This window comes from Marinobacter sp., from assembly GCF_035268745.1.
GTDB lineage: Bacteria > Pseudomonadota > Gammaproteobacteria > Pseudomonadales > Oleiphilaceae > Marinobacter.
Genome location: NZ_DATFKH010000076.1, coordinates 1 through 25,086 on the forward strand (window position 1 = coordinate 1; position 25,086 = coordinate 25,086).

Here is a 25,086-nt window from a genome sequence, read left to right on the forward strand (position 1 = left end):
CTGCCAAAAAAACCCCGCCAGTTGAGTATTGAGGAATACAGGTGACGGACATTGAAAAGATAGAATATCTGTCCCGCCACGAGGGTCATGATCGCGGCAGTCCGGGCTACCTCGAGGCTGACTCCCGCGCTGGTGAGCCAGTAGAAATGCCCGAAGGTACCGGCCCAGAGCAATAACCCGACAAAGGGAATACGCCATAGAAAACCTGTCGACAGCAACGGCTGTCTGGAACTGCGCGGGGCACGCTCCATGGTTCCGGGCTCGGTCGGTTCGAAGGCCAGGGCCATGGCCAGGGTCACCGCGGTGACCATGTTGACCCACAGCACCTGGACCGGTGTCAGCGGCAGTGGCATCGCCAGTAGCACGGCCATGAAAATGGTCAGAGCCTGGCCGGCATTGGTTGGCAGCAGGTAGAGAATGGATTTACGAATGTTGTCGTAGACCGTTCTGCCCTGCTCCACTGCCCTTGCGATCGTGGCGAAGTTGTCATCGGCGAGCACCATCTCGGAGGCTTCCTTGGCGGCTTCTGTTCCTTTCCTGCCCATGGCAATGCCGACGTCGGCCTGCTTCAGTGCCGGGGCATCGTTGACCCCGTCACCGGTCATCGCCACGACCTCGCCCCGGGCCTGCAGTGCCCGCACCAGCCGCAGCTTGTGCTCCGGACTGGTGCGGGCAAAAACGGTAATCCGGGCTACGGCTTCAATCAGCTGTGCTTGCGTCAGTGACTCCAGTTCCTGACCCGTCATCGCGGGTTGATCTCCGGCGATACCCAAATGGCGACCGATGGCCCGGGCTGTTCCGCCGTGATCGCCGGTAATCATTACCACCCGAATACCGGCGGCCTGACACTGGGCAACGGCTTCGATCGCTTCCTGGCGGGGTGGATCCATTATGCCGAACAGACCCAGCAGCACCAGATCAGATTCCACTTCGTGCCATTCCAGGTGCGAAAAATCCTGTGCCACCTGGCGACAGGCAATCGCAAGCACCCGCTGACCCTCCTCCGCGATTGCCTGCATTCGTTCATGCCAGTAATCGGTGTCGAGTGGCTCTGGTTCAGCCGCGCCCATCTGTCGGGCGCAGCGTTCCAGCAACCGTTCGGGCGCGCCCTTGAGGAAGATCCAGGCACCCGCTTGCTGTTCACCGTCGCGGTTCAGGGTCGCCATGAACTTGTGCTCAGAGGCAAAAGGAATCAGGCCCAGCCGGCGCCAGGGGTGGGTCAGGTCGTCCGGGTCCAGGCCCGCCTTGCGCGCTACCGCCACCAGGGCTCCTTCCGTAGGCTCGCCATTGAGCTTCCACTCGCCGGATTTTTCGGTAATCTCGGCGTCGTTACACAGCAGGCCGGCGCGCAGCATCCGGACCAGGGATGGGTCAGCTGAAGGATCGAAGGGTTTTCCGGACTCCTCGAATTCGCCAACGGGCTCATAGCCGGCGCCACTCACCTTCAGGCGGCGGTGCGCCATCTCTACGGTCTGGACCTTCATTTCATTGCGGGTCAGGGTTCCGGTCTTGTCGGAGCAGATATTGGTAACGGCTCCCAGGGTCTCAACCGCAGGCAGTCGCCGGATGATGGCCTTGCGGCGGGCCATCTCCTGAACCCCGATAGCAAGGGTGATGGTCAGAATGGCAGGCATGCCTTCGGGAATGGCGGCAACCGCAAGACTGACGGCAGCCAGAAACATCTCTGCCAGAGCGGTGCCACGAACCCAGTAGCCGATGGCAAATGTCAGGGCGGACACCAGCACGATCACCGCGCTCAGCCACTGGCCGAATAGGGCGATCTGGCGCAAAAGCGGAGTAGTGACGGTTTCCACCGACGCCATCAGCTCACTGATGCGGCCAATTTCTGTCTGCTGACCGGTTCCCACCACCACTCCGTAGCCTTTGCCGGAGGTGACGAGGGTGCCGGAATAGGCCATGCCGCTGCGATCCCCCAGTGGCACGTTTTCCTCGACCGCGTCCGGGTTTTTTTCAACCGCTTCGGACTCCCCGGTCAGTGCCGATTCCTGGATTCTCAGATTATTGCAGTCAATCAGCCGGATGTCCGCCGGCACCCGGTCCCCGGCCCCGAGACGCACTATATCGCCGGGTACGAGGTTTTCCGCGTCCACCTCATGGCGCCTGCTGTCACGAATCACCTGTGCGGTAGGTGACAACATGTTGCGGATGGCTCCCAGCGCCCGTTCGGCTTTACCCTCCTGGACAAAACCGACAATGGCATTGATCACCACCACACCGACAATAACGCCGGTATCCACCCAGTGGCCGAGCAGCGCCGTACCGACGGAGGCAAGGATCAGGATGTAGATCAGGACATTGTGGAACTGGCGCAAAAAACGTACCAGTGCCCCTGGCCCGCTGGTTTGAGCCAGGCGGTTAAGGCCATAGTCTTGCAGGCGCCGGGCCGCCTCGGAACTGCTGAGGCCGTGCTCTCCGGTCGCGAGAACATCGAGTACCTCGCCAGTTTTGATCCGGTGCCAGGGACGATTGAGATCATCGGCGGCGTGCCGGGCGGATTCCGACGTTGTATCAGGCACAGATTCGCTCATGGGCTCCCTCCGGAAACGTTGGGGTGATTATGTGACCCGCGCCATGGTCCCTTGCTCAGGGCCTTGCTCGTTCAGGGGCTGTGACAATTCCGGCATGGGTTTCCCCAAAGGCCTTGGAAAGCATCTTTATATCCTCGTTTTCACTGCTGTTTCAAGGCCACTCGCGCATGCCCGAGGTTGGGATTCGCCGCAGACTTGAGGTATCTTTCGGCCTTGTGATCCAGGGGGAGCTCTCAAGTGTTCGAGGTGATCGTTCTTGCGCTGGCGTTAAGTATGGATGCGTTTGCCGTTTCCATCGGGCTGGGCGCCAAAAATACCTGCCGGGTGCCCACCCTGGCCTTCAAATCAGCGCTCTATTTCGGCGTGTTCCAGGCCCTGATGCCGCTGATCGGTTATCTGGGCGGCAAGGGCGTTATCGGTTGGGTGGAGTCCTATGCGCCCTGGATTGCGTGTTTGCTGCTTATGCTGATCGGCGGCAAAATGATTTATGAATCCATGTCGGAGGGCATTGAAGAAGACATTGCCGCGATCACCCACCAGGTCATGCTGCTGCTTGCTATCGCCACCAGTATCGACGCCATGGCCGCGGGTTTTTCCCTGACCCTGCTTGACGTAAACCCCCTTGTTGCCTGCGCGATTATCGGGTTCGTCACCTTTGTTTTCAGTGGCGCGGGGGTTTACGTGGGTTCGCGCAGCGGCACCTGGCTGGAGGACAAGGCGGAACTGTTTGGTGGTATTGTGCTGGTGCTGATCGGTATCAAAATTCTGCTGGACTGAGGTCGCTATGGATACCCCTGCTTTCACCAAGATCCATGAGTTCGCCTGTTTTCACAAAGGCGGGGAAGAAGCTGTAAAGGCTGGTTTGCCGCGGGTTGCGGCGCCGGGCGACCTTGAATCTCTTGGCGACGACCGTTTTCTGTCAGAAATGACCCGCTGTATCTTCAAGGCAGGTTTTGTCTGGCGGGTCATTGAACGTAAATGGCCGGACTTCGAGGCGGCGTTTGCGGGCTTTGTGCCGTTATACTGGCAGCAGGTGCCACCGGAAGTGCTGGAAACCCTTGCCCGGGATGAGCGGATTGTCCGCAATCTGCAGAAGATCCGGACCGTGCCGGAGAATGCCCGGATGATTGTCGAGGCTTCACGGCAACATGGGGGCTTTGGACATTTTCTGGCCGGGTGGCCCAGTGATGACCAGGTCGGCCTGCTGGTCTGGCTGAAGCGCAATGGTGAGCGGTTGGGCGGAACCAGTGCCCAGTATTTTCTGCGCCGGGTGGGCTGGGACGGTTTTATTCTGTCAACGGATGTGGTTACGGCGCTGCGCCGGGAACAGTTACTGGATGCGTCTCCCGTCAGCAAAAAGGGGCTTGCGCAGGCTCAGGCGGCGTTTAATGCCTGGCACCGGGAAACCGGACTGCCTTACAGCCACCTGTCCCGAATTCTCGCTTTTACGGTAGGCGACTAGCCGGAACCGAAGCCTCAGGTGTGGCTGTCATCATCCGGGTTCCCCAGAGCACTGAACAGATCATCGGTTGATGGCTGAATGATCTGATTACGACCGGCCGCCTTGGCTTCATACATCCGGTTATCGGCGGCCCTCAGCAAAGACCTCAGACTGTCGCCGTCAGTGCCGAGTTCTGCAATTCCTCCGCTCAGGGTCACTCCCAGCCTTTTTTCCTCGAACACCACTTCCATGGACCCGATCCGTGAGCGGATTTTTTCCGATACCTCGGCCGCCTGGGCTGCGCTGGTATTGGGTAAAAGAACACCGAATTCTTCGCCACCAAGCCGGGCAGGCAGATCGCTGGCCCGCAGACACCGCCGGAGCAGATCGGCAACCTGCCGTAACAGCAGGTCGCCCGCTTCATGCCCGTGGTCATCATTGATTGCCTTGAAATAATCCAGGTCCAGCACAATCAGCGAAAACGGTGTCTGTTCACGTTCGGCCCGCTTGCGCTCGCGTTCAAACACTTCCTTCAGCCGGATCCGGTTGGGCAGGCCGGTAAGCGCGTCAGTCTGTGCCAATTGCAGCAGGCGAAGCTCGGAACGCTCACGGGTAACCTCATAAACATGGGAAAATACCAGAATGCAGAGGGCGACCAGAACGGTGTTGGCGACCGGCGATGCGGCAAGAACGTCAGGCTGGCCCTGATGCCGGTACCAGAATATAACAGCAGTGATTGTCATGAAGGCGCAGGAAACCATCAGCCCCGCGCGGCGACCCAAAAGCAGGTGGGCCAGGACAGGAATGATCAGAACCCAGAGAAACACCGTAACTGAAGAGGTGGGCAACATCATCGAAAACAACATGGTGATGCAGAAAGGTGTCAGGAAGACCATCGCCCAGCGTTCGATATGGCGAGAGTTCCGTACTGAATGCAGCACATATACCGAGAACAGAACCATGCCGGTCTCCGCCACCGCGAGCGGCAAATGTCCTTGTGCCAGATTCAGACCAACAATGATCGTCCCGGCGCTGATGGTAAGAAACAGGAGCGCTTTGAGCACCGCTTTACGGTAAGGTCTGCCGAGAGTCCGGGCTGATTCGTTCTGGAAATCCATATGCTTTACTCTGCTCTGACGGAAAGCGGATCGTGAAGTCCAGGCGTAACCAGACATGTATATTTTTTAAGCATATTATGATGACAAGGAAAAGGTCCCATTTCACGCTGGGAATGGGCATTCGAGACTAAAGTATGAGTCAAGAGCGCAAGATGGTTAGACGAATTCTTCCCCTGCTTATTCTGGCCATCGGTATTGGTGGTTTCATTCTGATGAAGGCCTCAAGGCCGGAGCCCGAGGCCGTCAGTGCGTCGGAGCGTGCCTGGCTGGTGCAGGTCATGGCGATACAACCGCGAGATCATGCCCCGGTGCTGCCGCTCTATGGCGAGTTGTTGGCGCCGGATCAGACGCGGATAAGCGCGCCGCTGGGCGGACGCATCGGTGAACGCCCGGTGCGGGAAGGGCAGCGGGTTGCCGAAGGTGAACTGCTGGTCGCCATGGACAGCGCGGATGTCCAGCCCCAACTTGATCGGGCCGAAGCCGATGTGGCGGATCTGCAGGCCCAGATCGACGCCGAGAACATCCGTGTCAGCAATGACCGCAAGGCTCTGGCCAGTGAACAGGCAATAGTGGCGAACGCCCAACGGCAATTTGCCAGGACCGAGTCACTGGTGGGCCGGAATCTGTCGTCTCAGGAGGATCTTGATGCTGCAGCAGATAACCTGGCCCGTGCCCGCCTGACCGTCACGGTCAGGAAGCGGGCGATTGCCGAGCACCCGTCAAGACTGAAGAGCCTGAGCGCGCGTCGGGACCGGGCACAGTCAGCGCTGGTCTCGGCCCGGCTGGATGCGGAACGGGCCATAGTGCAGGCGCCTTTCGACGGCGTCGTGACGGATATTCAGGTCGCACCGGGGGACCAGGTCAGTCCGAATGCACCGCTGCTGTCGGTCTATCCGGTTCAGGGCCTGGAACTGAGAGCCACCGTGCCCAGCCAGTTTCATGCCGAGCTGCAGTCTGCGCTTGCGGCTGGCACGGCGCTTGAGGCCGTTAGCGAGGATGGCCGGCAACGTTTTGTGCTCACCGGTTTTGTCGGCACCAGCAATCCTTCCGGCACTGAAGCCATTCTGTCATCGCGACAGGCTGAGGCCGGTTCCATTCAGAGTCTTCGCCCCGGGGGCTTGCTGCCGGTCATGCTTCAACGCCCGGCAGTGCAGAATTCGGTTGCCGTTCCCTACAGCGCACTCTACGGCAGCGACACCGTGTATCTGATGACGGACGAAAACCGGATGCGCCGGGTCAGGGTTGAACGGCTGGGAGAAATTCCTGCCGTTGACGGTGAACGCCATCTGCTGGTGGCCAGCCCGGCACTGCAGGCCGGCCAGTCACTGATCACCACGCATTTGCCCAATGCCATGAGTGGCCTGAAAGTCCAGCGTGCCGGCGAAGGCAGCAGTGATGGAGCCGCTGAATGAAGCGGCGCAAGGGGGTCATCGGATTTTTTGTTCACCACAAGGTAGCGGCCAACCTGGTGATGTTGATGATGTTGCTGGGTGGGACGCTGGCCCTGTCCCGCATGAACATCCAGTTTTTTCCGACGTTTGCGCTTGATGTGGTGAGCGTTCGGGTGGTCTGGAGCGGTGCCTCGGCCGAAGATGTCGAGCAGGGCATTACCAATCCCCTTGAGCAGCGGCTGCGCAGCATCCAGGACCTGAAAAAAATGACCTCGACGTCAGCCCAGGGGGTTTCCTCGATTACCCTGGAATTTAACGAGGGCAGTAACCCCATTCAGGCCCTGGACGATGTTCGCCAACAGGTAGACGAATTCAATAATTTCCCGGCAGAGGCCGAAGAGCCCCAGGTTACCCGGGTCGAGCGCTACGAACCGGTGGGGCGCCTGCTGGTGTACGGTGATCTTGACCGGGACGAGTTGCGAAAGCTTGCTTACCGGTTCGAGGACGAATTGCTCACCCGGGGAATCGACCGGGTATCGATGACCGGTCTCCCGGAGCAGCAGATCAGCATTGATGTGCCGGTGGAACGGCTGGAAACCCTGGGCCTGTCGCTGGATCAGATTGCCGACCGGGTGCAGGCGATCTCTCAGGATTTGCCTGCCGGTATGATGGGGCAGCAGGATTCCACCCGTGAGTTGCGCTCGGTGGAGCAACGCCGCAGCCCCCAGGCATTTGAAACCATTCCGGTGATCAGCGACGGGCGTACCAACCTGGTGCTGGGGGATATTGCCAGCATCCGCCAGGAGGCGCGGGACAGCCAGGTCACCATGAGCCACAAGGGTTTTCCAGCCATTGAGCTGCAGTTGCAGCGCGCGGAGGACGGCAACTCACTGGCAGCGGCAGAGGTGCTCGATCAGTGGCTGGAGGATACCCGGCCCACCCTGCCCCCGGTGGTAGACCTGGAGGTTTACGACGAAACCTGGCAGTTGATTGATGACCGTATATCGCTGTTGATCAAGAACGGTTTTGGTGGCCTGGTGCTGGTTGTACTGCTGCTTTATCTGTTCCTGCCCGGCCGGGTGGCATTCTGGGTTGCGGTGGGTATCCCGACAGCCTTTCTGGCCGCCATGGCGGTACTCTGGGGTATCGGCGGTTCCATCAACATGATCTCACTGTTTGCCCTGATCATGGCACTGGGGGTCATCGTGGACGATGCCATTGTGGTCGGGGAGGATGCAGACGCTCACGCGCGTATGGGGGAGGAATCCATCTATGCTTCGGAAGGCGCCGCCAAACGCATGGTCTGGCCGGTGCTGGCTTCGTCGATGACAACCGTTGCCGCGTTTATGCCCTTGCTGGTGGTGGGCGGCATTATTGGCAATATTCTCGGTGACATTCCACTGGTGATGATCTGTGTGCTGATCGCATCGTTGCTGGAGTGCTTTATTGTGCTGCCGGCTCACCTGCGCCATGCCTTCATTCCCCGGCGCAGGAAGGGTAACGGGCCAGAGTCCCGCCCGGGACCCATTGACCGGATCCGTGGCGGTTTCGAGCAGTGGTTTGACCGTTTCCGCAATGGCCACTTTCGGGCCCTGTCCCGGTATACCCTGGAACACCGTGGTATCACCCTGGCCACCGCCCTGGCCCTGGCGTTTCTTACCGCAGGCCTGCTGGCCGGTGGACGCCTGGGGTTCAATTTCTTCCCCACGCCAGAGCCTTCCATACTCTATGCCAACGCCAGTTTCGTTGCTGGCACCAGCCGCGAAACCGTGGACGAGTTTCTGGCGGAGCTGGAGCAGGCCCTGAATGAAACCGAAGAAGCCCTGGGTGGCGATCTGGTTCTTCATGCCATGACCGCCCATGGCATTACCCAGGGTGCGCCGGGCACCAGCCGCACCGGCAATGAACTCGGTTCCATGCTGGTCGAACTGACGCCATCTGACCGCCGGTCGGTCCGTAATCCCGATTTTATTGGCGAGTGGCGCAGCAGGCTGGAGCTGCCGGCCGGGCTTGATAACCTCAACATCACTGAGCGCCAGTCAGGGCCGCCCGGGCGGGATGTGAACGTCCGTCTCACCGGCGACGATGCCACTGCGCTCAAACGAGCTGCTGAATCCCTGCTGGAGTCGCTGGCAACCCTGCCGGGCGTACTGGATACCGAGGACGATATGCCCTGGGGCCGGGAACAGCTTATTTATCAGGTCAGTAGCTATGGCGAAGCCCTGGGGCTCAGCACCAGCGATCTCGGGCGTCAGTTACGGTCAGCTTTTGACGGCCGCATAGCCCAGATCTACCAGGACGGCCGGGACGAAGTGGAAGTACGGGTGCAACTACCGGAATACCAGCGTGAACGCATGGCCACGCTGTCGCGGCTGAGTATCCGGGTGCCGGATGGCAGGTTTGTGCCGCTGTCACAGGTCATGAACCTGGATCACCGCCAGGGCTTCCAGGCCCTGCGCCACGCCGATGGCGAACTGGCCGTGGAAGTAACGGCGTCACTGAACACCCGGATCAGTACCACGGACCAGATCCTCGCCAGCCTGGAGGCAGATGTGTTGCCGTCACTGGTCAAGGAATACAATCTCCACTACAGCTTTGAAGGCCGCTCGGCGGACCAGCGGGAAACCCTGGATGATATGCGCACCGGGCTGATCATTGGTCTGGGGCTGATGTATGTAGTGCTGGCCTGGGTGTTTGCCTCCTGGAGCCTGCCGTTGATTGTGCTGGCCATTATTCCGTTTGCGCTGGTCGGCGCCCTGCTCGGGCACTGGCTGATGGGCCTGCAGCTGACCATTCTGTCCCTGTTCGGGTTATTTGGCCTGTCTGGAATTGTGGTCAACAATGTCATCATTCTGGTGGCTTTCTACAATAATCAGCGCAGCAAAGGCCTGGGGATTACCGATGCGCTGAACGAAGCGGCAGTCCAGCGGGTCCGCGCGGTTCTGCTGACATCGCTGACCACCATTGGCGGACTGCTGCCGCTGCTGTTTGAAACCTCTTTGCAGGCCCAGTTCCTGATTCCCATGGCCACATCCATTGCCTTCGGTCTGGGTCTGTCGACGATGCTGGTGCTGGCGGTAATACCGGCGCTGTTGTCCTACCTCGAACAGTTTCATGAATGGCGGGGGCGTGGCGCCGACAATACTGCCAACAGCCGGGAAGTGACGGATGCCTGACACAGTGGTGACGGTTGAACAACTCGGCAAGTGCTTCCGCAGCGGCGCTGAAACCGTCCGGGTTATTGATCGGCTGTCGTTTGAAGTTGCCAGCGCCGGATCCATGGCCGTCATCGGCCGTTCGGGTTCCGGCAAGAGCACCCTTCTGAACCTGTTGTGTGGGCTGGAATTGCCCGATAGCGGGCGAATTGCAATCGCAGGCCGGCAGTTTGACACCACCCACAATACAGCAGGGCCGGACGCAACATCGGCATGGGCGGCGCTGAGAAAACAGAGCATCGGCGTGGTTTTCCAGGAGGCCAACCTGATGCCTGCCATGACCCTGCTGGAAAATGTGCAACTACGGGCCAGTCTGGCCGGGAAGACCGCAGGCGACGAACGGCACTGGCTGGAACAGCTAGGGGTGGCCAACGAGGCCAACCGTTTCCCGGATCAGGTTTCCGGCGGCCAGCGCCAGCGCGCAGCGCTGGCCATGGTATTTGCCATGCATCCGGCCATTATCCTGGCCGACGAACCCACCGGCAGCCTCGACCGGCAGACCGCAGAAGATGTGGCCGACCGGCTGTTTGAAGTCCAGCGCGACACCGGCTGCGCGCTCATTCTGGCCACCCACGATCAGGCGCTGGCGGCGCGCTGCCATGACTCTCTTGATCTCGGCGGAAGCCACTGATGACTCAGAGAGTAAGCGGGCAGGGCTTTCCAGAAACGTCCGGAGCCATGGATGGCGGAGGTCGAGCGTACAGGGATGTATTTACAGCGTGTTCTGGGAAGCCCTGCCCGCTTACGACCGCACGGACTAACCGTCCATGATTATCAAGGCAATAACCAGCCATTACCGGCGTCATCCGCTGCAACTGCTGGCGTTGGCGCTGATGATCATGGTGGCTACCATGCTCTGGACCGGGGTATCCGAGCTGACCGGGCAGGCCCGGGCAAGCCTGGCAGTCAGCGAAGAAGCCGTAGCCGCCCGCCAGGCTGTGGTTCGCGTTGATGGCAAGCCGGTAACCGTTGCCGATTTTGTCACCCTGCGCCGGGCAGGTATCTGCGTGGCACCCTGGCTGGAAACCACCGGTGGCGAGCAAGCCCGCCGGGTCATAGGTATCGATCCCCTGGCCATGGCCTGCTTTGACGCATCCCCGGGTGGTGGGGCGGCGGATGACCCTATGGGAGAACTGGACGGCAGACCCTTTGTCGATATCAGCGAAGTGGCTGGCCAGCCAGAACCGCAAAAGCAGCTTTCCCTGTTGCTCAGCCCGGGCTCCGGCAGTCTGCCAGAAGGCTATCAATCCAGGACTTTCCAGCCCGGCCCTGCCACCGCCGAACTGGCCGACAGTTTTCTGTTGAATCTCGACGCCCTCAGCCTGCTGGTGCTGTTCATCACCGGCCTTCTGGTACGCAGCGTTTACCATCTGGGTCTGGCGCAGCGGCGCAGCAGTTTTGCTCTGCTGCACCGTTTCGGGATAACCAGGGCGCGGATCCACCGCCTGCTGGCCATCGAGCTGATGGCTTTGACACTGATTTGCGTGATCCCCGGGGCCTGGCTCGGGCAGGCACTGGCGAACCGGCTGGGGCAGGGCTTCGGCCAGGCGCTGGACAGCCTGTTTGACCTGTCGCTTTACGCTGGCAGCGACAGCGCGGTGCCCTGGCAGGCCGCCCTGGTGATGATAGCGCTGGTGCTGGGAGTATGCCTGATCGACTGGCTGATACCGCAGCGGCAAGTGGCGGGGGACAATTCATCTGCTGTGGCGGTTTTCGCCGGCTGGTTCTGGGTGCTGATGCTGGCCGGGGGGCTGGCCATGGTTTTCTGGGCCATGTCGCTGCTCTGGGTATTTGTCGGGGTGGCGCTGGTCTTTGTCGGGTCGGGCGGGCTGGTGCCGGCTGTTCTTGCCCGGTGCGCGGACGCCATGGCCGCTCGGCAGGGCCAGAGCCCCGAGGCACCTATGGGCCGCTGGCGTTACCGGGAGCTGGCCGTGATGTTCCGCAGCCTCGCGCTGCCGGTGGTTGCCCTGCAATTTGCCATGGCGACGGTGCTGGCGGTTCAGGCCCTGGTTACCACCTTTGAGGATACCTTTGAACAGTGGCTGGCCCAGCGATTGTCCGCGGAGCTTTATCTGGAAGTGCCTGAAGATGCCAACGCCCAGGCCGGCGCCAGGGCGCTTGCGCAAATGGACGGAATCGGTGACTGGCACCGGGTTCAGCGTGGCAAGGCCAAGGTGCTGCAGACTGTCGCTGGCTCGGGTGCTGTCGCCGCCGACCTGATGGCACTGTCGCCCCTGACGCCGCTGGTTACTGACTGGGCGCTGATGGACTCCGTGGACAGCCCCTGGGCGGCCTTGTCGGACGGCGGCGTTATGGTTAATGAGCAGCTTTCCCGTCGCCAGGGAGTCGCGCCCGGGCAGCGGCTGCAATTTGAAGTTGCCGGTGAGACTCTGGAGGCAACTGTGATCGGGGTTTATGCCGATTACGGACGCCCCGCAGCGGAACTGTTATTGCACGGAGATTCGCTGCCGGAGAGTTTTACTCCCGGATTCGAGAGTTTTTCCATTAATCCTGGCGATTACACGGCTGATGAAATAGCCCGGCGACTTAGAGCCGAATGGCGGGTGCCGGATCTGACGATCCGGGACAACGCCAGCATCCAGGCCCTGGCCAGTCAGGTATTTCAACAGACCTTTGTGCTGACCCGCGCCATCAGTGTGCTGACGCTGGTGCTTGCGTCCCTGTCGTTACTGGTGATGGGCTGGGTTTTTTTCGCTTCCCGTTTCTGGTACTTCCAGCTGCTGGGTTTGTGGGGTGTGCCGTCGAAAGCCGTTTGCGGGCAGATCCGGCGGCTGGCCCAGTTGCTGACACTCGGGGTAACGGTGGTTGCCCTGCCGCTGGGTATCTGGCTGACCTGGGTCCTGGTCAGTCGCATCAATCCGCTGGCCTTTGGCTGGTCACTGCCTATGGCCGTTTATCCGGGCTTCTGGCTTGAGCTCGGCGCCTTGATGGTGACCATTGGCCTGGTGATTGCCTGGCTGATCGGGCGGCAGCTTGCGGGGCAGAAATCTTTGCGACCCGGCGCGAGTCTTGCGGGTGGAGGTGAACGATGAGCATTGCCCGGTTCCTGACCATACTGTTGGCGTGCGCAATGCTGGCGGCCTGTTCCGAGTCTCCGCGAAATCAGGGTTTTGCCGGCCTGGCGGCGTCCGTGGATAACGACAGCGCCCACCAGTTCCTGCAACCGGGGCCCGGGGATGCGCTGACCTTCCCTGAGGATTTCGGCGCGCATCCACAACACCGCATCGAGTGGTGGTACCTGACCGCTAACCTGCAAACGGCTGATGGCCAGCCGCTGGGACTTCAGTGGACCCAGTTCCGCCAGGCGCTCAAGCCCCGGCCAATGGATAATCCGCCACCTGCGCCGGCAAGCTGGCCCCTGGAAGCGGCCTGGATGGCGCACGCCGCGGTCTCGTTTGCTGGTCAGCACCAGTTTGCCGAACGGCTGGCGCGGGGCGATGTCGGGCATGCCGGGGTGCAGGCAGCGCCGTTGCAGGTCTGGCTGGATGACTGGCTGCTGGCGGAATCTGCGGCTGACGGGGTCTGGCACCTGAAGGTGGAGGCTGAGAACTGGGGCTATGATCTGCAACTGGGCAACACCGACAGACGGATTGCCCACGGTGATAACGGATTCAGCGCCAAATCGTTCGACGGCCAGGGATCAATGTACTTCAGCCTGGTTGATCTGGATATCAGCGGTACCGTGACCGTGAATGGTCAGAGCCACGAGGTGAAGGGCAGGGGCTGGTTTGACCGGGAATGGAGCAGCCAGTTGCTGAAAACCGGGCAGCAGGGCTGGGACTGGTTTGCGCTGCACCTGGACGATGGCCACAAACTCATGGCGTTCCGGCTGCGGGAACAGGAGCGGGACTTCCTGTCCGGAAGCTGGATTGCCGCTGACGGCTCGGTCACCGACCTCGGGCCTGATCAGATAGAGCTGTCCGGTAAAGACTGGCGGGATTCTGAAAACGGCCGGGTACCGGGAAGCTTCCGTCTGCGGATACCGCAACTGGATGTGGATATCGGAGTGTCCGCGCCAGCGGGTCAGTACTGGAACGCCGGGCTCTATCCCTACTGGGAAAGCCCGGTGACGGTGGAGGGCTCCCACAGTGGTGTGGGCTATATGGAACTGACCGGTTACAGCGAATAGGTCACCGGTTGATTAACAGATGGTTGGCGGGTCCAGTTCGTTGAACAGGGTCTGGATGCCCTGATGCCACTGGGCCCGCAGCTGATGGAAATAATCGTTGTGTTCATCCACCTGTTCGAAGGTGCAGGGTTTGAGCGCATCGTTGCGGTAGATAGCGACATCCAGTGGCATGCCGACCGAAAGATTGCTCTTCATGGTGGAGTCAAAGGAGATCAGGGCACACTGGTAAGCCCGTTCCAGCGGGGTCTCAAAGTTCATGATCCGGTCCAGTATGGGTTTGCCGTACTTGGATTCGCCAATCTGGAAGTAGGGGGTTTCCCGGGTGGCTTCAATGAAGTTGCCTTCCGTATAGATATTGAACAGCCGTGGACTTTCGCCCCTGATCTGGCCCCCGAGAATCATGGAACAACTGAAATCCACCCGGCTGTCTTTGCCTTCCGGTTTGTCCCTCTGGATCACTTCACGCATGGTCTGCCCGACCAGTTCTGCCGACTCGAACATGGAAGGCGTGTCCAGCAGATTGGCCTGGTCGGTGCCGCAGCGCTTTTCCAGCAGACTGATCACGCTCTGGCTGGTGGCGAGATTGCCGGCCGACAGAATAACCAGTTCCCGCTCCCCCCCTTGACTCTCGCTCCCGGTGCCCGGTTGCCTGAAAAAGTGCATCTTGCGGAACGTGGAAATCTTGTCAAAGCCTGCATTGGTGCGGGAATCGGACGCGAACACAAGGCCTTCTGCCAGTCGCATCGCCACACAATAAGTCATAAGCCGGTATCCTCGGGAACAGAACGGAACGACCTCAGTGTACCCGGTTTTTCACAGAAATCATGTCGCGTTGCAGGTTTACTGGTTCTCACCTGCCAGAGTAACCCAGGCTTTCGTCTGCAGCCGTTCTGTGCCCCCACCACTGCGCATTCCCCGCACCGGCGCGGCATCCAGATAATCGAGGCCAATGGCCAGCTTGATGTGGCTTTCAGCCACGTTCAGCAGATTGACCACGTCAAATGTGTGCCAGCTGCGGCCGAGCCAGACTTCGGCCCAGGCGTGGGTAGCCAGATGGTCTTCGCTGTTGGTGTGGATATAGCCGCTGACGTAGCGCACCGGCACACCGATGTACCGGCAGCAGGCGATGAATACGTGAGTGTGGTCCTGACACACGCCCTTTTTCTGGTTGAAGGCTTCGGCAGCAGTGTGAGTGACCTTGGTGGAGCCGGGCATGAATTCGATACGTTCCAGAATCCGGTTCATCATCCGCACCAGGCTGCGTTTGTTGGCTGAAAACTGTTCCGCAAACTGCCTGATCGGCATGCTTACCTCGGTCAGCGGGGTGGGCCGCAGGAACACTTCCGGCGGGAAAGGGGTATCGTCCCGGGTCAGTGGCTTGCCGGTGAGGTCCACCACCCCTTCGGCAGTGAGGGTAATTTCCGAGACCGGCGTGTCCATGGTCATCACCGTGACCTGGTTGCCGAAACCATCCGTCATCATGCTGGTGTCGCCGGGTGTTCGCAGATTCCAGTCCAGAATCCTCTGTTGCGGCGTACTGCGGGGCGTGAGCCGCAGATACTGGATGCTGGTCTGGGTGGGCTCGTCATAGCTGTAGGTTGTGTCGTGGCGTATCTTCAGTTTCATCGCTGCCACCCCATGTAGTCTTTCTGAATCTGCCCGGCGATGGCATGGATTCGTGCGAGGAAATCGGTCAGATATGGGTGCAGGCCCCGTTCGGCAATGTATTCCCGGTCACCGTAATGGATATTGGCATAAAGACTGTTGGCCATGCGCCTCGCTTTGCGGCTATCGCCGCTTTCAACCTGCTCCAGCAGTGCCACGATTTCATGCAGGCAGGCGTGCAGGGAGCGGGGTACATCCAGTTGCAGGATCAGTAATTCGGCGACATTGATGGGCAGAATATTGTGCCCGTAAATCTGCTGGTATGCCTCGAAGGCGGCCAGCGAATGCAGTAGTGCCGTCCACTCGAAAAACGAGCGGGTGGCGTGCTCGTTCTGGGAGGCGATTGCCATTTTATGCCGGATATCCAGCACCCTTGCGGTGTTATCCGCCCTTTCGATAAAAGTACCCAGCCGCATGAAGTGGAAGGCATCGGAGCGAAGCAGCGTGCCGTAGGTGGCGCCCCGGAAAATATGGGAACGGGCGCGGGTCCAGTCGAATATCTGGCTGGCATTGGACTCGGTCACACCGGTCTCGCGCAGCTCTTTCATTTCCAGCCAGGACAGGTTGATGCTGTCCCAGACGTCCGCCGACAGGTTACCGCGAACATGAAGGGCATTATCCCGGGCACTCTGGATAATATTGAATACACTGGCAGGATGGCGGTTATCAAGCAGCATGAAATCAATCAGGTGCTGCGGCGTGATGTCGCCATAGAGTTCCTTGAACTGTTCCACGGTACCGGTGACCAGCAAGGGCACGGACAGCTGTTCTTCACGGTCCTCGGGCACATCGATAAGCGCCATGGTCAGGCTGACATCCAGCAGACGGGCATGGGATTCGGCACGCTCCAGGTATCGGGCCATCCAGAACAGGCTTGATGCAGCGCGGCTCAGCATAGGTCGTCCTCCAGCACCCAGGTGTCTTTGGTACCGCCACCCTGGGAGGAGTTCACCACCAGCGAGCCCTCTTCCAGCGCCACCCGGGTCAGCCCGCCGGGCACCATCTGGACTTTTTTACCGCTCAGGACAAATGGCCGCAGGTCCAAATGCCTTGGCGCGATACCCTCGTTCACAAAAGTGGGGCAGGTGGAGAGGCTGAGTGTGGGCTGGGCGATGTAATTGCAGGGTCTGGCCTTGAGCAGGTCAGCAAAGTGTCTCAATTCCTTGCTGGTCGCCCGGGGACCAATAAGCATGCCGTAACCGCCGGCACCCTGGGCCTCTTTCACCACCAGTTCCGGCAGGTGCTCCAGTACGTACTTCAGGTCCTTGGGTTTGCGGCACTGCCAGGTAGGCACGTTCTTGAGAATCGGCTCCTCGCTGAGGTAGAAGCGGATCATGTCCGGGACGTAAGGGTAGATAGATTTATCGTCGGCTACACCCGTACCCATGGCATTGGTCAGCACCACGTTGCCGCTGCGATAGGCACCGTAAAGGCCGGGCACACCCAGCATTGACTGCGGGTTACCGGACAGCGGATCGAGGAAGTCGTCGTCAATGCGGCGGTAGATCACATCCACCTGTTGCGGACCAACGGTGGTTTTCATGTACACCCGGTTCTTGCGGACAAACAGGTCGGCGCCTTCGACTATCTCCACACCCATCTGACGGGCCAGAAACGCGTGCTCGAAATAGGCGCTGTTGAACCGGCCCGGTGTCAGCACCACCACAGTGGGATCGGGCTTGAGTGATGCCGCCCGCAATGTTTCTCCAAGCAGAGCGGGGTAGTGATCCACTGGCGCCACCGGTGCTTCGGCAAACAGTTCCGGGAACAGGCGCATCATCATCCGGCGGTTTTCCAGCATGTAGGACACGCCACTGGGGCAGCGCAGGTTGTCCTCCAGAACGTAGAAATCACCGTCGTTATGGCGAATCAGGTCGATCCCGGCGATATGGGAATACAGATTCCTGGGCAGCTTGAGATTCTGCATGCCGGGCTGGTACTGGGGGTTGGCAAATACCTGCTCGGCGTTGATAACGCCCGCTTTGACAATGTCGAAGTTGTGATAGATGTCATGCAGAAACCGGTTGAGGGCATTAACCCGCTGACGCAGGCCGCTCTGCAGTTTCTGCCAGTCCGATGCGGAGATGACCCTGGGTATCAGGTCGAACGGGATCAGGCGGTCTGAACCCTGATCCTGGCCATAGACGTTGAAGGTAATACCAAGGCGCTGAAACAGCACGTTGGCTTCCCGGCGTTTTTCCGCAATCAGGCTTTCGTCAGAATTGACCAGCCAGTTTTCAAGTGTCCGGTAGTGAGGGCGGACGCGGTGGCCCTCGTCAAACAGTTCGTCGTAAAGGCCTTCGCCCGGAGTCTGGATCAGCATGGTCTGGCACGTCTCGCTGGGTGGCGTTTTGAACGTATTATCTGACTTGGGTTAGCAAACAGCGCGCCAGAACTGACATTTGTCGTAACCGGCTGTATAGCAGGATTGAAACAGGGGGGTATTTTTCAACAACGCCAGCAACTGGTGCAGCGAGCGCACGATTACAGTGCTGAAAGGGTTAAAATGGTGCGTCGGTGTATCCGGCTACCAGGTCAGGCTATTATTGCCCGCAGGCACCGGTTCGATGGTGGGTTCCATCAGTTGGCCATCCTCGCCGCCAGGCGCCGCTTTGATCAGTTCACGCAGGCGGATAACCTCTTCTTGAACGTGCTCGGCGAGGTCAAGAATAATTTCCACCCGTCGGTTCTTTGCCCGGCTGTCGGCGGAGGTGTTGGGCGCCCGGGGGCGGGTGTCAGCCATGCCGGTGACTTTTACCCGCTCAGCCTCCAGCTGTTGCCGGGCCAGAAGCACATTGGCAACTGCAGCAGCCCTGGCCGCAGACAGATTCCAGTTGCTGGCAAACTGGCTGGTGCGGATAGGCAGGTCGTCGGTATGCCCTTCAATGGCGATGTCGCCGGGCATGTCTGCCAGTACTGGCGCCATATCCAGCAGAAGTCCCTCGAAGTCATAGGTGACGTCGGCGGAACCGGATGGGAATGAGCCCTTTTCTTCGATCCGGATAACAATGCGGGTCTGATCCTGGGAGACGGAGATGCGGCCTTCTGTTACGGGCTGTTCGAGAACCGCAAGAAGGCTGTCGACATGTTCGTCCATCTGTTCCTGCACGGCTTCTGCCACGGCGGTTTCCTCCGGGCTTTTCAGCGTCTCCAGCTCCGGTGCTTCGGTGGTTGTGGTCTGTCGCACCTCGTCAAGCACGGTGGGTTCGGGCGGTGCGGGTGAGAATTTGTCAAAGATCGGACTGGTGCCCTGCGGGATTTCCAGCGCCGGCACATCCCGCTGAACGCCGAAGGCCTGGGAAAGCTCGCCGGCGATCTGCTTGAATTTCTGGGCATCGATTTCCGAAAAGGACAGCAGCAGCACAAAGAAGCACATCAATAGCGACATCAGATCTGCGAAGGTCACCACCCATGCCGGAATGCCTGGTTTTTCCTCCTCTGGCAGGTCTTCCATGGTGGCTATCCCGCTGCCTCTGCAGACTGCTCCTGTTGCTCTCTCTGTTTCGGAGTCAGGTAACTCGACAGCATCTGTTCAATGATACGGGGGTTGGTTCCCTCCTGAATCGCGACCAGTGCATCGACATAAAGCGACTGCAGCTGTGCTTCCTGAGTCATCCTCAGTGACAGTTTGTCGGCAATGGGGCTTGCAATCATGGTGGCGATCATCGCACCGTACAGTGTGGTCAGCAGGGCAACGGCCATAGCCGGACCGATGGATTTCGGGTCCTCCATGTTTGAAAGCATCTGCACAAGGCCAATCAGCGTTCCAATCATGCCCATGGCGGGGGCCACGTCTGCCAGCGCGGTGAATACTCTTGCCCCTGAGCGATTGTGCTCCAGGGTCATGAGGCGCTCTTTATTCAATAAGTGTTTTATGGTTTCGCCGTCATGGCCATCCACCAGCATCTGGATGCCCTTGCTCAGAAACGGGGATGAGACCTCCCTTCCCTCAATGCCCAGCACGCCCTCCTTACGGGCAATCTGCGCGACCTCCACCATTTCTTCAATACTGTTGGTCATGTCCGGCAGTTTGAACTTGAATGCCCGTATGGCGACCTTGAACGCCCCAAAAAACTGGCCGAAACTGAATTTTGCAAGTACCACCAGGAAACTGCCGCCCACCACAATAAGCAGTGAAGCCGGGTTGAGGAAAACACCGGGGGAGACCCCCAGCACAACTGCAGTCGAGATTAGAAGGATTGCTCCAAGCAGTCCTATGAGGGTTGCGAAGTCCAAGGCTCTTCCTTATTTTGTTTCCACGCAGCATAGCGCAACAGGTCTGATTCCACCATTTTCAGACAGAGAGCGACAACCCCGGCATCGTCGATGAAACCGAAGCCCATAATCAGGTCCGGAATCACGTCCATCGGGTTCATGACATAAACCAGGGCCCCGGCAATGGCGGCGACACTTTTCCAGGGAACTTCCCGGTAGTTGCCCTGCCAGTAATCCCGAAGCATGGAGAACATCAGCTTGATGTCGGAGCTGAAGCGTTGCAGCTTGCCGCTGTTCTGGACCTTGTCTTCGATGGCCTGCTGGCGGGAAAGCAAATCGCCGACATCTTCGCTGCGGATCTTACCAGCCTCCCGGTCAAGTTGCTGTTTTGCTTTGCGTCTACTGAATGAAGGCATGAGGCCATCCTGTCCGGGATTGAATGTCGCCGTTATTTTCCATCACCGGCTGGTCAAAACCAAGGATTGGAGTCGACGTGCTTCCGGCATCTATAATGGCGCAATGTCTGAATTTATCAAACCCAATGCCACCCCGTTCCCCGATGCGCTGATCCGGGAGGCGGAAGGCCTGCAGCTGCTTGCTGACACGCTCCGCTCTGCCAGGGTCACTGGATCGGGCAGTTTGCGGGTCCCCGATGTCCGGCGAGTGACTGAATCCGAGCTGGTGATTCCGCGGATTGATACTGCCCCCGCCACAGACGCAAAAATGACGGCGCTCGGCGAAGGCCTGGCGCTGATGCATCGGCAACTGATGCCGGATTACGGATTTGAGGTGGATAACCTGATTGGTCTGTCCCGCCAGAACAATGCGGTTATGGGAGAGTGGGGAGCGTTTTATCTGGACTGCCGGCTCAAGCCCCAGGTGGCGATGATTCCGGATCACGGTATACGCAAAGAGTTTGAATCGCGGATCGCAGCTCATCAGCTTGTCCTGCGGGATTTCCTTAACCTGCATTGCAATCATCCCAGTCTGCTCCATGGCGATCTTTGGTCAGGAAATGTGCTGTTTGATCAGGAAGGCCCCTGGCTGATCGACCCGGCGGTCTATCGCGGCGACAGGGAAGCCGACCTCGCCATGACGGAACTGTTCGGTGGCTTTTCGCCAGCCTTCTACCAGGCCTACGATTCGGTTTACCCCCGCACAGACGTCTACGATTTAAAACGTCCGATCTATAACCTTTACCACACCCTTAACCACTACAACCTGTTTGGCAGCTCCTACCTTGGAGCCTGCCGCCGCAACCTTCAGGCCCTGGAACGCCTCGGCGCCAGGCAGTAGGTTAACCAATGGGCCTGAGCGGACACTAACGTTTGTACTGTGTCGGGCAGTAGGCCCGGATAACCCCTTCCGGGCGCAGAGCGCGGTGCTTGGTCCTGCGACCGGTTACGCGCTTGCGCCACAGCCGAAAGCTGGAAGGCTTGAGTTCGCGCCTCATCAACCGGATCACATGCTTTTCCGGCAGGCCGTAAAGCGCTTCTATGGCCTCAAACGGCGTGCGGTCTTCCCAGGCCATTTCAATGACCCGTGAGATCTCTGACTGTTTCAGGTCGGGACTGCCCATGGCACCTGCTCCGCTTAACCGACAAAAATCCGCTTTGCCAGTCCTGCTCCCCGCAGCCCCTGTATCGACAGGGTGGTCATCAGGCCGCCAATCATGGCTCCGACAACGCCGCAGGTGAGAATGTCCTGGCCGGTGAGGTACAACCCGGGTATGTCGGTTTTGGGGCGCAGCCATTGTTGCTCGAACCGCTCCGGGGTGTGGTCCAGGCCGTAGAGTTCGCCCCGTTCGTAGCGGCAGAACCAGGCGGTGGAAAGCGGGGTGGAGGTTTCCAGATAGTCCACTTTGCCCCGCAAATGGGGCAGTTTGTCGTACACCACGGCCATGATGCGATCGGTGATTTCAGCTTTCAGGGTTTCGTAATCGTCGCCACGCTTGCCCCAGGTGGTGTCTTTCCAGGCTTCGAACATTTCCCAGGTTGTGGGCGCGACCACTTCGATGGTGGAGGTGCCGGGCCAGCGGTTCTGGTAATCCGGATCCTTGGCGGCCGGAAAGGAGACGTAGACGACGGGGAATTCGGCTTTGGTGTCCTGCAGAAACGCTTCCACATTGTCGTCATGGTAGGCGTTGGGATAGATCCAGAAATTGGTGCGCGGCAGAGCAAGTTCATCCGGTGTGCCTTTGAGGCCCAGATAAAGACCGATGTGGGGCATCGACTGGCGGATATGGCCGCGTTTGCTCTGGTAGCCGAATTGCTCGGCTGTCTCCGGCGGCAACAGTTTTTCAAAGGTATTGATGACACCGGCATTGCTGATGACTATGGCAGACTCTATTTCCTCGCCATCGGCCATGCGCACGCCGACCGCTTTGCCCTTGCGGATCAGGATGTCGGTAACGTCTGCATAGGTGAAGACTTCGCCGCCGGACTGCTGGATGACCGGAATAATGGTTTTGGCAATTTCCGAGGCCCCACCGACCGGGTAGTAGCCACCGTGGATATAATGTTTGGCAATCAGTGCGTGGACCATAAAGCTGGACTGCTTCGGCGTTACCCCGCAATCGCCCCACTGGCCGGTGATAGCGCCGATCAGCTCTTCGTTATCGGTCAGTTCCCGCAGCACTTCATAGGTTGTTTTGTTGAAACAGTCCGGCAGCGCCATGTCCAGGCCTTTACCGATCAGTGGTGATAACAGGCCCGGGGAGATTTTCGACAGGGTGTACCATTGCATGCCGCCAGCGACCTTGCCGAGCAGTGCAATGTAGCGGTCGATGGCTTCTTCATCTTCGGGAAACGCGTTCATGAGGGATGCGCGGAAACCCGCTTTGCCGGCATGGAGATTAACCACTTTGTCGCCCAGGAAGAAACGATCGTAATTTTCGTCCATGGCTGCCCAATGGAGTTGACCGTCGGTGATGTAGTCAAACAGTTTCCGGCCCAGGGTGTTGGGACTGCCCATATCCCCGATGTAGTGAACGCCCACATCCCATTCATAACCATTGCGGGCATAGCTGTGGGTGTAGCCCCCGGCGGTGTAATGCTGCTCCAGCACCAGAACCTTTTTGCCGGCTTTGGAGAGGCAGGCGGCGGTGGTCAGCCCGCCAATGCCGGAGCCAATCACAATAGCATCGTAAGGGCCTTCGAGCCGGTTGGCTCGATAACGGCGGCCGATGCGGATGGTGCTGGGTTTCATTGGTGCATTTCCTTTACCACCGCGCCTTGCCCCACATCTCCGGGTTGGCCCAGTTCTTCGGGTTGTTCCAGGTGCGTTTATGGTTGTAGTTGTCGATGTTGTAGGTATAGAGCGTCAGCGGATGGCCACCGTCGTCCAGCTCGGCCTGCCGGCGAAACCCCAGCCCGATGAAATCCCTGAACTCCCAGCCCTGCTCCGGGGCTACAACAACGGCAATCTGATGGGTGCCGTAATTGCGAAGCTGGCCCAAAAGCATTTCGCCTTCGGACCGGGGGATTGCTTCCAGCGTGTGGGTAATCAGCGCCAGGTCCTGGGTTTCCGAAAGTGGGAACGCCGTGTTGGGTGCCTGTGCATCCAATGTAATAACCGAAGAAGAATCATGATGCCGGTGCCAGTGCTGGCCCACTTCGCCGGCGATGTCACCGCACACAACCAGGCTCCGGGGTTGGCAGGTGTCGACAATCCGTGCGAGGGCCTGGTGGCTGGTTGTCATGGTCTGAGTATCCTAAGAGTGACCGCAAGTTCAGTGGAGAGGCAAGCGGATAGATCTTTCCAGAACACGCTGTAAATACGTCCCTGTACGCTCGGCCTCCGCCATCCATGGCTTCGGACGGTTCTGGAAAGATCTATCCGCTTGCCTCCCGCCCGCTAACTTCTGTGGCATCCCAGAGTATTACACTGGCCAGTCTGCAGCATCAACCAGATGCAGGCCAACGGGCTGAGTGGATTCGCCGCCCCAGCGCTTTACGAACTCGCCGTCCGGATCGTACTGTCTTGCCTGTTTCTCAAGATTGAACTGCCGCAGCCCACGGGGATCGGCGCCGACACCTGCCAGGTATTGCCAGTTACCCCAGTTGCTGGCCACATCATAGTCAATCAGCTGTTGCTGAAACCAGGCGGCACCGTAGCGCCAGTCCAGTTCCAGTTCGTTGACGAAACAGCTGGCCACCAGCTGGCGGGCGCGGTTACTCATGTAGCCCGTTTCCCGGAGCTGGTTCATGGCCGCATTCACCAGGGGGTACTCGGTGTTGCCCTGGCACCAGGCCATGAATCTGTGCCCGTAAAAGGTGACCCGTCGTTGCCTGCGCTGAACGCCGTCGCGCCGGAACAGATCAGCGCCGTGTCTGAGTGCGTACCAGTAATAGTACTCCCGCCAAAGCAACTCGAACCAGAGCCAGTAGGTGGACTCATTGCTGGTTTCAGTGCGCTCGTATTTATCGATGGTTTCCGCCACTTCCTTTGCCGACAGACAGCCGTTGGCCAGCCAGGGCGAGAATTTGGATGACGCATCCCACGTATCGAGCGCGTTCCGGGTCTGTTTATAGTCAGCGATGCTGTGGTTCTGGAACACGAATTCGTTCAGCCGTGCCAGCCCGGCGTCCTCTCCACCCCGGAACTGTATGGGGTGCAGGGGTTCGGCAATGGCCGGACATTGGCCACGGCTGTCTTCAGGGAATCCGGGGGGTGGCGGTAACGCTGTCAGGGTGCGGATGCGTAATGCTCCGGAATGGCGCTGACCGGTTTTTTCAACCTGCTTGCGAAACTGCGAGAAGGTATCGGGCAGGTCACCCAGTGCCATGGGCAGGGATCCTTCGGTAAACAGGCTGAGGGTCTCGAACTGCTGGCAAACGGTCTTCGGCAACCGGGCCTGCAGCGACTGCCATTGGCTTTCCTCTTCCATGCCGGGTTGGCGGGAGCGAATTACCCGCGCGATGGCGAACTCCCGGACCAGCTCCGGAATCACTGTTTCCGGTTCTCCGTAAGCAATGTGCAGGCGCTGACCCAGGCCCCTAAGCGCTTTCTCCAGTGCGATCAGGCTCTGCCACAGAAAACGCCAGCGATGACTCCCCATGGCGCGGCATTGAAAGGGGCCGGGTCTGAACCAGCGGGGATCCACTACATAGACAAACAGCAGGAGATCCGACTGTGACGCAGCCAGCAGCGCAGCGTTGTCATGCAGCCGGAGATCCCTGGTCAACCAGTAAAGTGTTTTCACCGTAGGCGTCCTCCGTTTCGTTCAGGTCTGTCGGCATATACGAGTGGTATGGAGAGACAGAACATGTCCGGATAAAAAAAAGGCCGTTGACCGATGGCAGCAGGCGGGTTCGTCACGGCTGTCATCAGCACTGTATCAG

The 25,086-nt window shown here is 59.4% G+C and carries 21 protein-coding genes; 8 read left to right on the forward strand and 13 right to left on the reverse strand.

Annotation, left to right across the window (positions count from 1 at the left end; translation table 11 throughout):
- Positions 1 to 2,549, reverse strand: a 2,549-nt coding sequence (locus tag VJ956_RS06620; protein ID WP_324083017.1) for a cation-transporting P-type ATPase, incomplete at its 3' end; no start/stop codon positions are given.
- Between the two features lie 237 nt (positions 2,550 to 2,786).
- Here VJ956_RS06620 and VJ956_RS06625 point away from each other — a divergent pair.
- A complete protein-coding gene (locus VJ956_RS06625) occupies positions 2,787 to 3,326 on the forward strand; it encodes a manganese efflux pump MntP family protein (protein WP_324083019.1) in 540 nt (179 codons plus the stop codon).
- A 7-nt stretch (positions 3,327 to 3,333) separates the two neighbouring features.
- Positions 3,334 to 4,011: a DNA-3-methyladenine glycosylase I gene (locus tag VJ956_RS06630; protein WP_324083021.1), complete on the forward strand. Its 678-nt coding sequence runs from the start codon at positions 3,334 to 3,336 to the stop codon at positions 4,009 to 4,011.
- 14 nt (positions 4,012 to 4,025) lie between these two features.
- Here VJ956_RS06630 and VJ956_RS06635 read toward each other — a convergent pair whose 3' ends face one another.
- Complete coding sequence (locus VJ956_RS06635; RefSeq protein WP_324083023.1) at positions 4,026 to 5,108, reverse strand: GGDEF domain-containing protein; 1,083 nt, start codon at positions 5,106 to 5,108, stop codon at positions 4,026 to 4,028.
- A 152-nt stretch (positions 5,109 to 5,260) separates the two neighbouring features.
- On the opposite strand from VJ956_RS06635, the gene VJ956_RS06640 reads away from it, so the two are divergent.
- The 5 genes from VJ956_RS06640 to VJ956_RS06660 all read left to right on the forward strand — a co-directional run bounded on the left by VJ956_RS06640 (position 5,261) and on the right by VJ956_RS06660 (position 13,864).
- A complete protein-coding gene (locus VJ956_RS06640) occupies positions 5,261 to 6,520 on the forward strand; it encodes an efflux RND transporter periplasmic adaptor subunit (RefSeq protein WP_324083025.1) in 1,260 nt (419 codons plus the stop codon).
- Positions 6,517 to 9,675 carry an efflux RND transporter permease subunit gene (locus VJ956_RS06645; RefSeq protein ID WP_324083027.1) on the forward strand — a complete coding sequence of 1,053 codons (3,159 nt, stop codon included), beginning with the start codon at positions 6,517 to 6,519 and terminating at the stop codon, positions 9,673 to 9,675. Before VJ956_RS06640 ends, VJ956_RS06645 begins: the two co-directional genes overlap by 4 nt.
- Complete coding sequence (locus VJ956_RS06650; protein ID WP_324083029.1) at positions 9,668 to 10,345, forward strand: ABC transporter ATP-binding protein; 678 nt, start codon at positions 9,668 to 9,670, stop codon at positions 10,343 to 10,345. The genes VJ956_RS06645 and VJ956_RS06650 overlap by 8 nt, the downstream gene beginning before the upstream one ends.
- Before the next feature lie 136 nt (positions 10,346 to 10,481).
- Entirely contained in the window at positions 10,482 to 12,767 is a 2,286-nt protein-coding gene (locus tag VJ956_RS06655) for an ABC transporter permease (RefSeq protein WP_324083031.1), read from the forward strand.
- On the forward strand, positions 12,764 to 13,864 hold the full coding sequence (locus VJ956_RS06660; RefSeq protein ID WP_324083033.1) for a lipocalin-like domain-containing protein: 1,101 nt from the start codon (positions 12,764 to 12,766) through the stop codon (positions 13,862 to 13,864). The genes VJ956_RS06655 and VJ956_RS06660 overlap by 4 nt, the downstream gene beginning before the upstream one ends.
- Before the next feature lie 12 nt (positions 13,865 to 13,876).
- Here the strand turns inward: VJ956_RS06660 and VJ956_RS06665 are convergent, their stop codons facing one another.
- The 7 genes from VJ956_RS06665 to VJ956_RS06695 all read right to left on the reverse strand — a co-directional run bounded on the left by VJ956_RS06665 (position 13,877) and on the right by VJ956_RS06695 (position 20,160).
- Positions 13,877 to 14,626 carry a proteasome-type protease gene (locus VJ956_RS06665; protein WP_324083035.1) on the reverse strand — a complete coding sequence of 250 codons (750 nt, stop codon included), beginning with the start codon at positions 14,624 to 14,626 and terminating at the stop codon, positions 13,877 to 13,879.
- A gap of 78 nt (positions 14,627 to 14,704) precedes the next feature.
- A complete protein-coding gene (locus VJ956_RS06670; protein ID WP_324083037.1) occupies positions 14,705 to 15,490 on the reverse strand; it encodes a transglutaminase family protein in 786 nt (261 codons plus the stop codon).
- The gene (locus VJ956_RS06675; protein ID WP_324083039.1) at positions 15,487 to 16,425 is read right to left on the reverse strand and encodes an alpha-E domain-containing protein; all 939 of its coding nucleotides are present in this window, start codon (positions 16,423 to 16,425) and stop codon (positions 15,487 to 15,489) included. The genes VJ956_RS06670 and VJ956_RS06675 overlap by 4 nt, the downstream gene beginning before the upstream one ends.
- Positions 16,419 to 17,852: a circularly permuted type 2 ATP-grasp protein gene (locus VJ956_RS06680; protein WP_324083041.1), complete on the reverse strand. Its 1,434-nt coding sequence runs from the start codon at positions 17,850 to 17,852 to the stop codon at positions 16,419 to 16,421. The genes VJ956_RS06675 and VJ956_RS06680 overlap by 7 nt, the downstream gene beginning before the upstream one ends.
- Before the next feature lie 204 nt (positions 17,853 to 18,056).
- A complete protein-coding gene (locus VJ956_RS06685) occupies positions 18,057 to 18,983 on the reverse strand; it encodes a MotB family protein (protein ID WP_324083043.1) in 927 nt (308 codons plus the stop codon).
- Positions 18,984 to 18,988: 5 nt separating this feature from the next.
- Positions 18,989 to 19,765: a flagellar motor protein PomA gene (pomA, locus tag VJ956_RS06690; protein ID WP_324083045.1), complete on the reverse strand. Its 777-nt coding sequence runs from the start codon at positions 19,763 to 19,765 to the stop codon at positions 18,989 to 18,991.
- Positions 19,744 to 20,160, reverse strand: a complete 417-nt coding sequence (locus VJ956_RS06695) for a YkvA family protein (RefSeq protein ID WP_324083047.1) — start codon at positions 20,158 to 20,160, stop codon at positions 19,744 to 19,746. The genes pomA and VJ956_RS06695 overlap by 22 nt, the downstream gene beginning before the upstream one ends.
- An 88-nt stretch (positions 20,161 to 20,248) precedes the next feature.
- Here VJ956_RS06695 and VJ956_RS06700 point away from each other — a divergent pair, with 88 nt between their 5' ends.
- The gene (locus VJ956_RS06700; RefSeq protein WP_324083057.1) at positions 20,249 to 21,040 is read left to right on the forward strand and encodes a fructosamine kinase family protein; all 792 of its coding nucleotides are present in this window, start codon (positions 20,249 to 20,251) and stop codon (positions 21,038 to 21,040) included.
- Between the two features lie 25 nt (positions 21,041 to 21,065).
- Here the strand turns inward: VJ956_RS06700 and VJ956_RS06705 are convergent, their stop codons facing one another.
- The 4 genes from VJ956_RS06705 to VJ956_RS06720 all read right to left on the reverse strand — a co-directional run bounded on the left by VJ956_RS06705 (position 21,066) and on the right by VJ956_RS06720 (position 24,947).
- The gene (locus tag VJ956_RS06705; protein ID WP_324083049.1) at positions 21,066 to 21,323 is read right to left on the reverse strand and encodes a TIGR03643 family protein; all 258 of its coding nucleotides are present in this window, start codon (positions 21,321 to 21,323) and stop codon (positions 21,066 to 21,068) included.
- A gap of 14 nt (positions 21,324 to 21,337) precedes the next feature.
- Complete coding sequence (locus VJ956_RS06710; protein ID WP_324083051.1) at positions 21,338 to 22,951, reverse strand: NAD(P)/FAD-dependent oxidoreductase; 1,614 nt, start codon at positions 22,949 to 22,951, stop codon at positions 21,338 to 21,340.
- Positions 22,952 to 22,964: 13 nt separating this feature from the next.
- Positions 22,965 to 23,444 carry a DUF6231 family protein gene (locus VJ956_RS06715; RefSeq protein ID WP_324083053.1) on the reverse strand — a complete coding sequence of 160 codons (480 nt, stop codon included), beginning with the start codon at positions 23,442 to 23,444 and terminating at the stop codon, positions 22,965 to 22,967.
- A 180-nt stretch (positions 23,445 to 23,624) separates the two neighbouring features.
- Positions 23,625 to 24,947, reverse strand: coding sequence for a DASH family cryptochrome (locus tag VJ956_RS06720; RefSeq protein WP_324083054.1), 1,323 nt, complete (start codon positions 24,945 to 24,947; stop codon positions 23,625 to 23,627).
- Positions 24,948 to 25,086 lie beyond the last annotated feature (139 nt).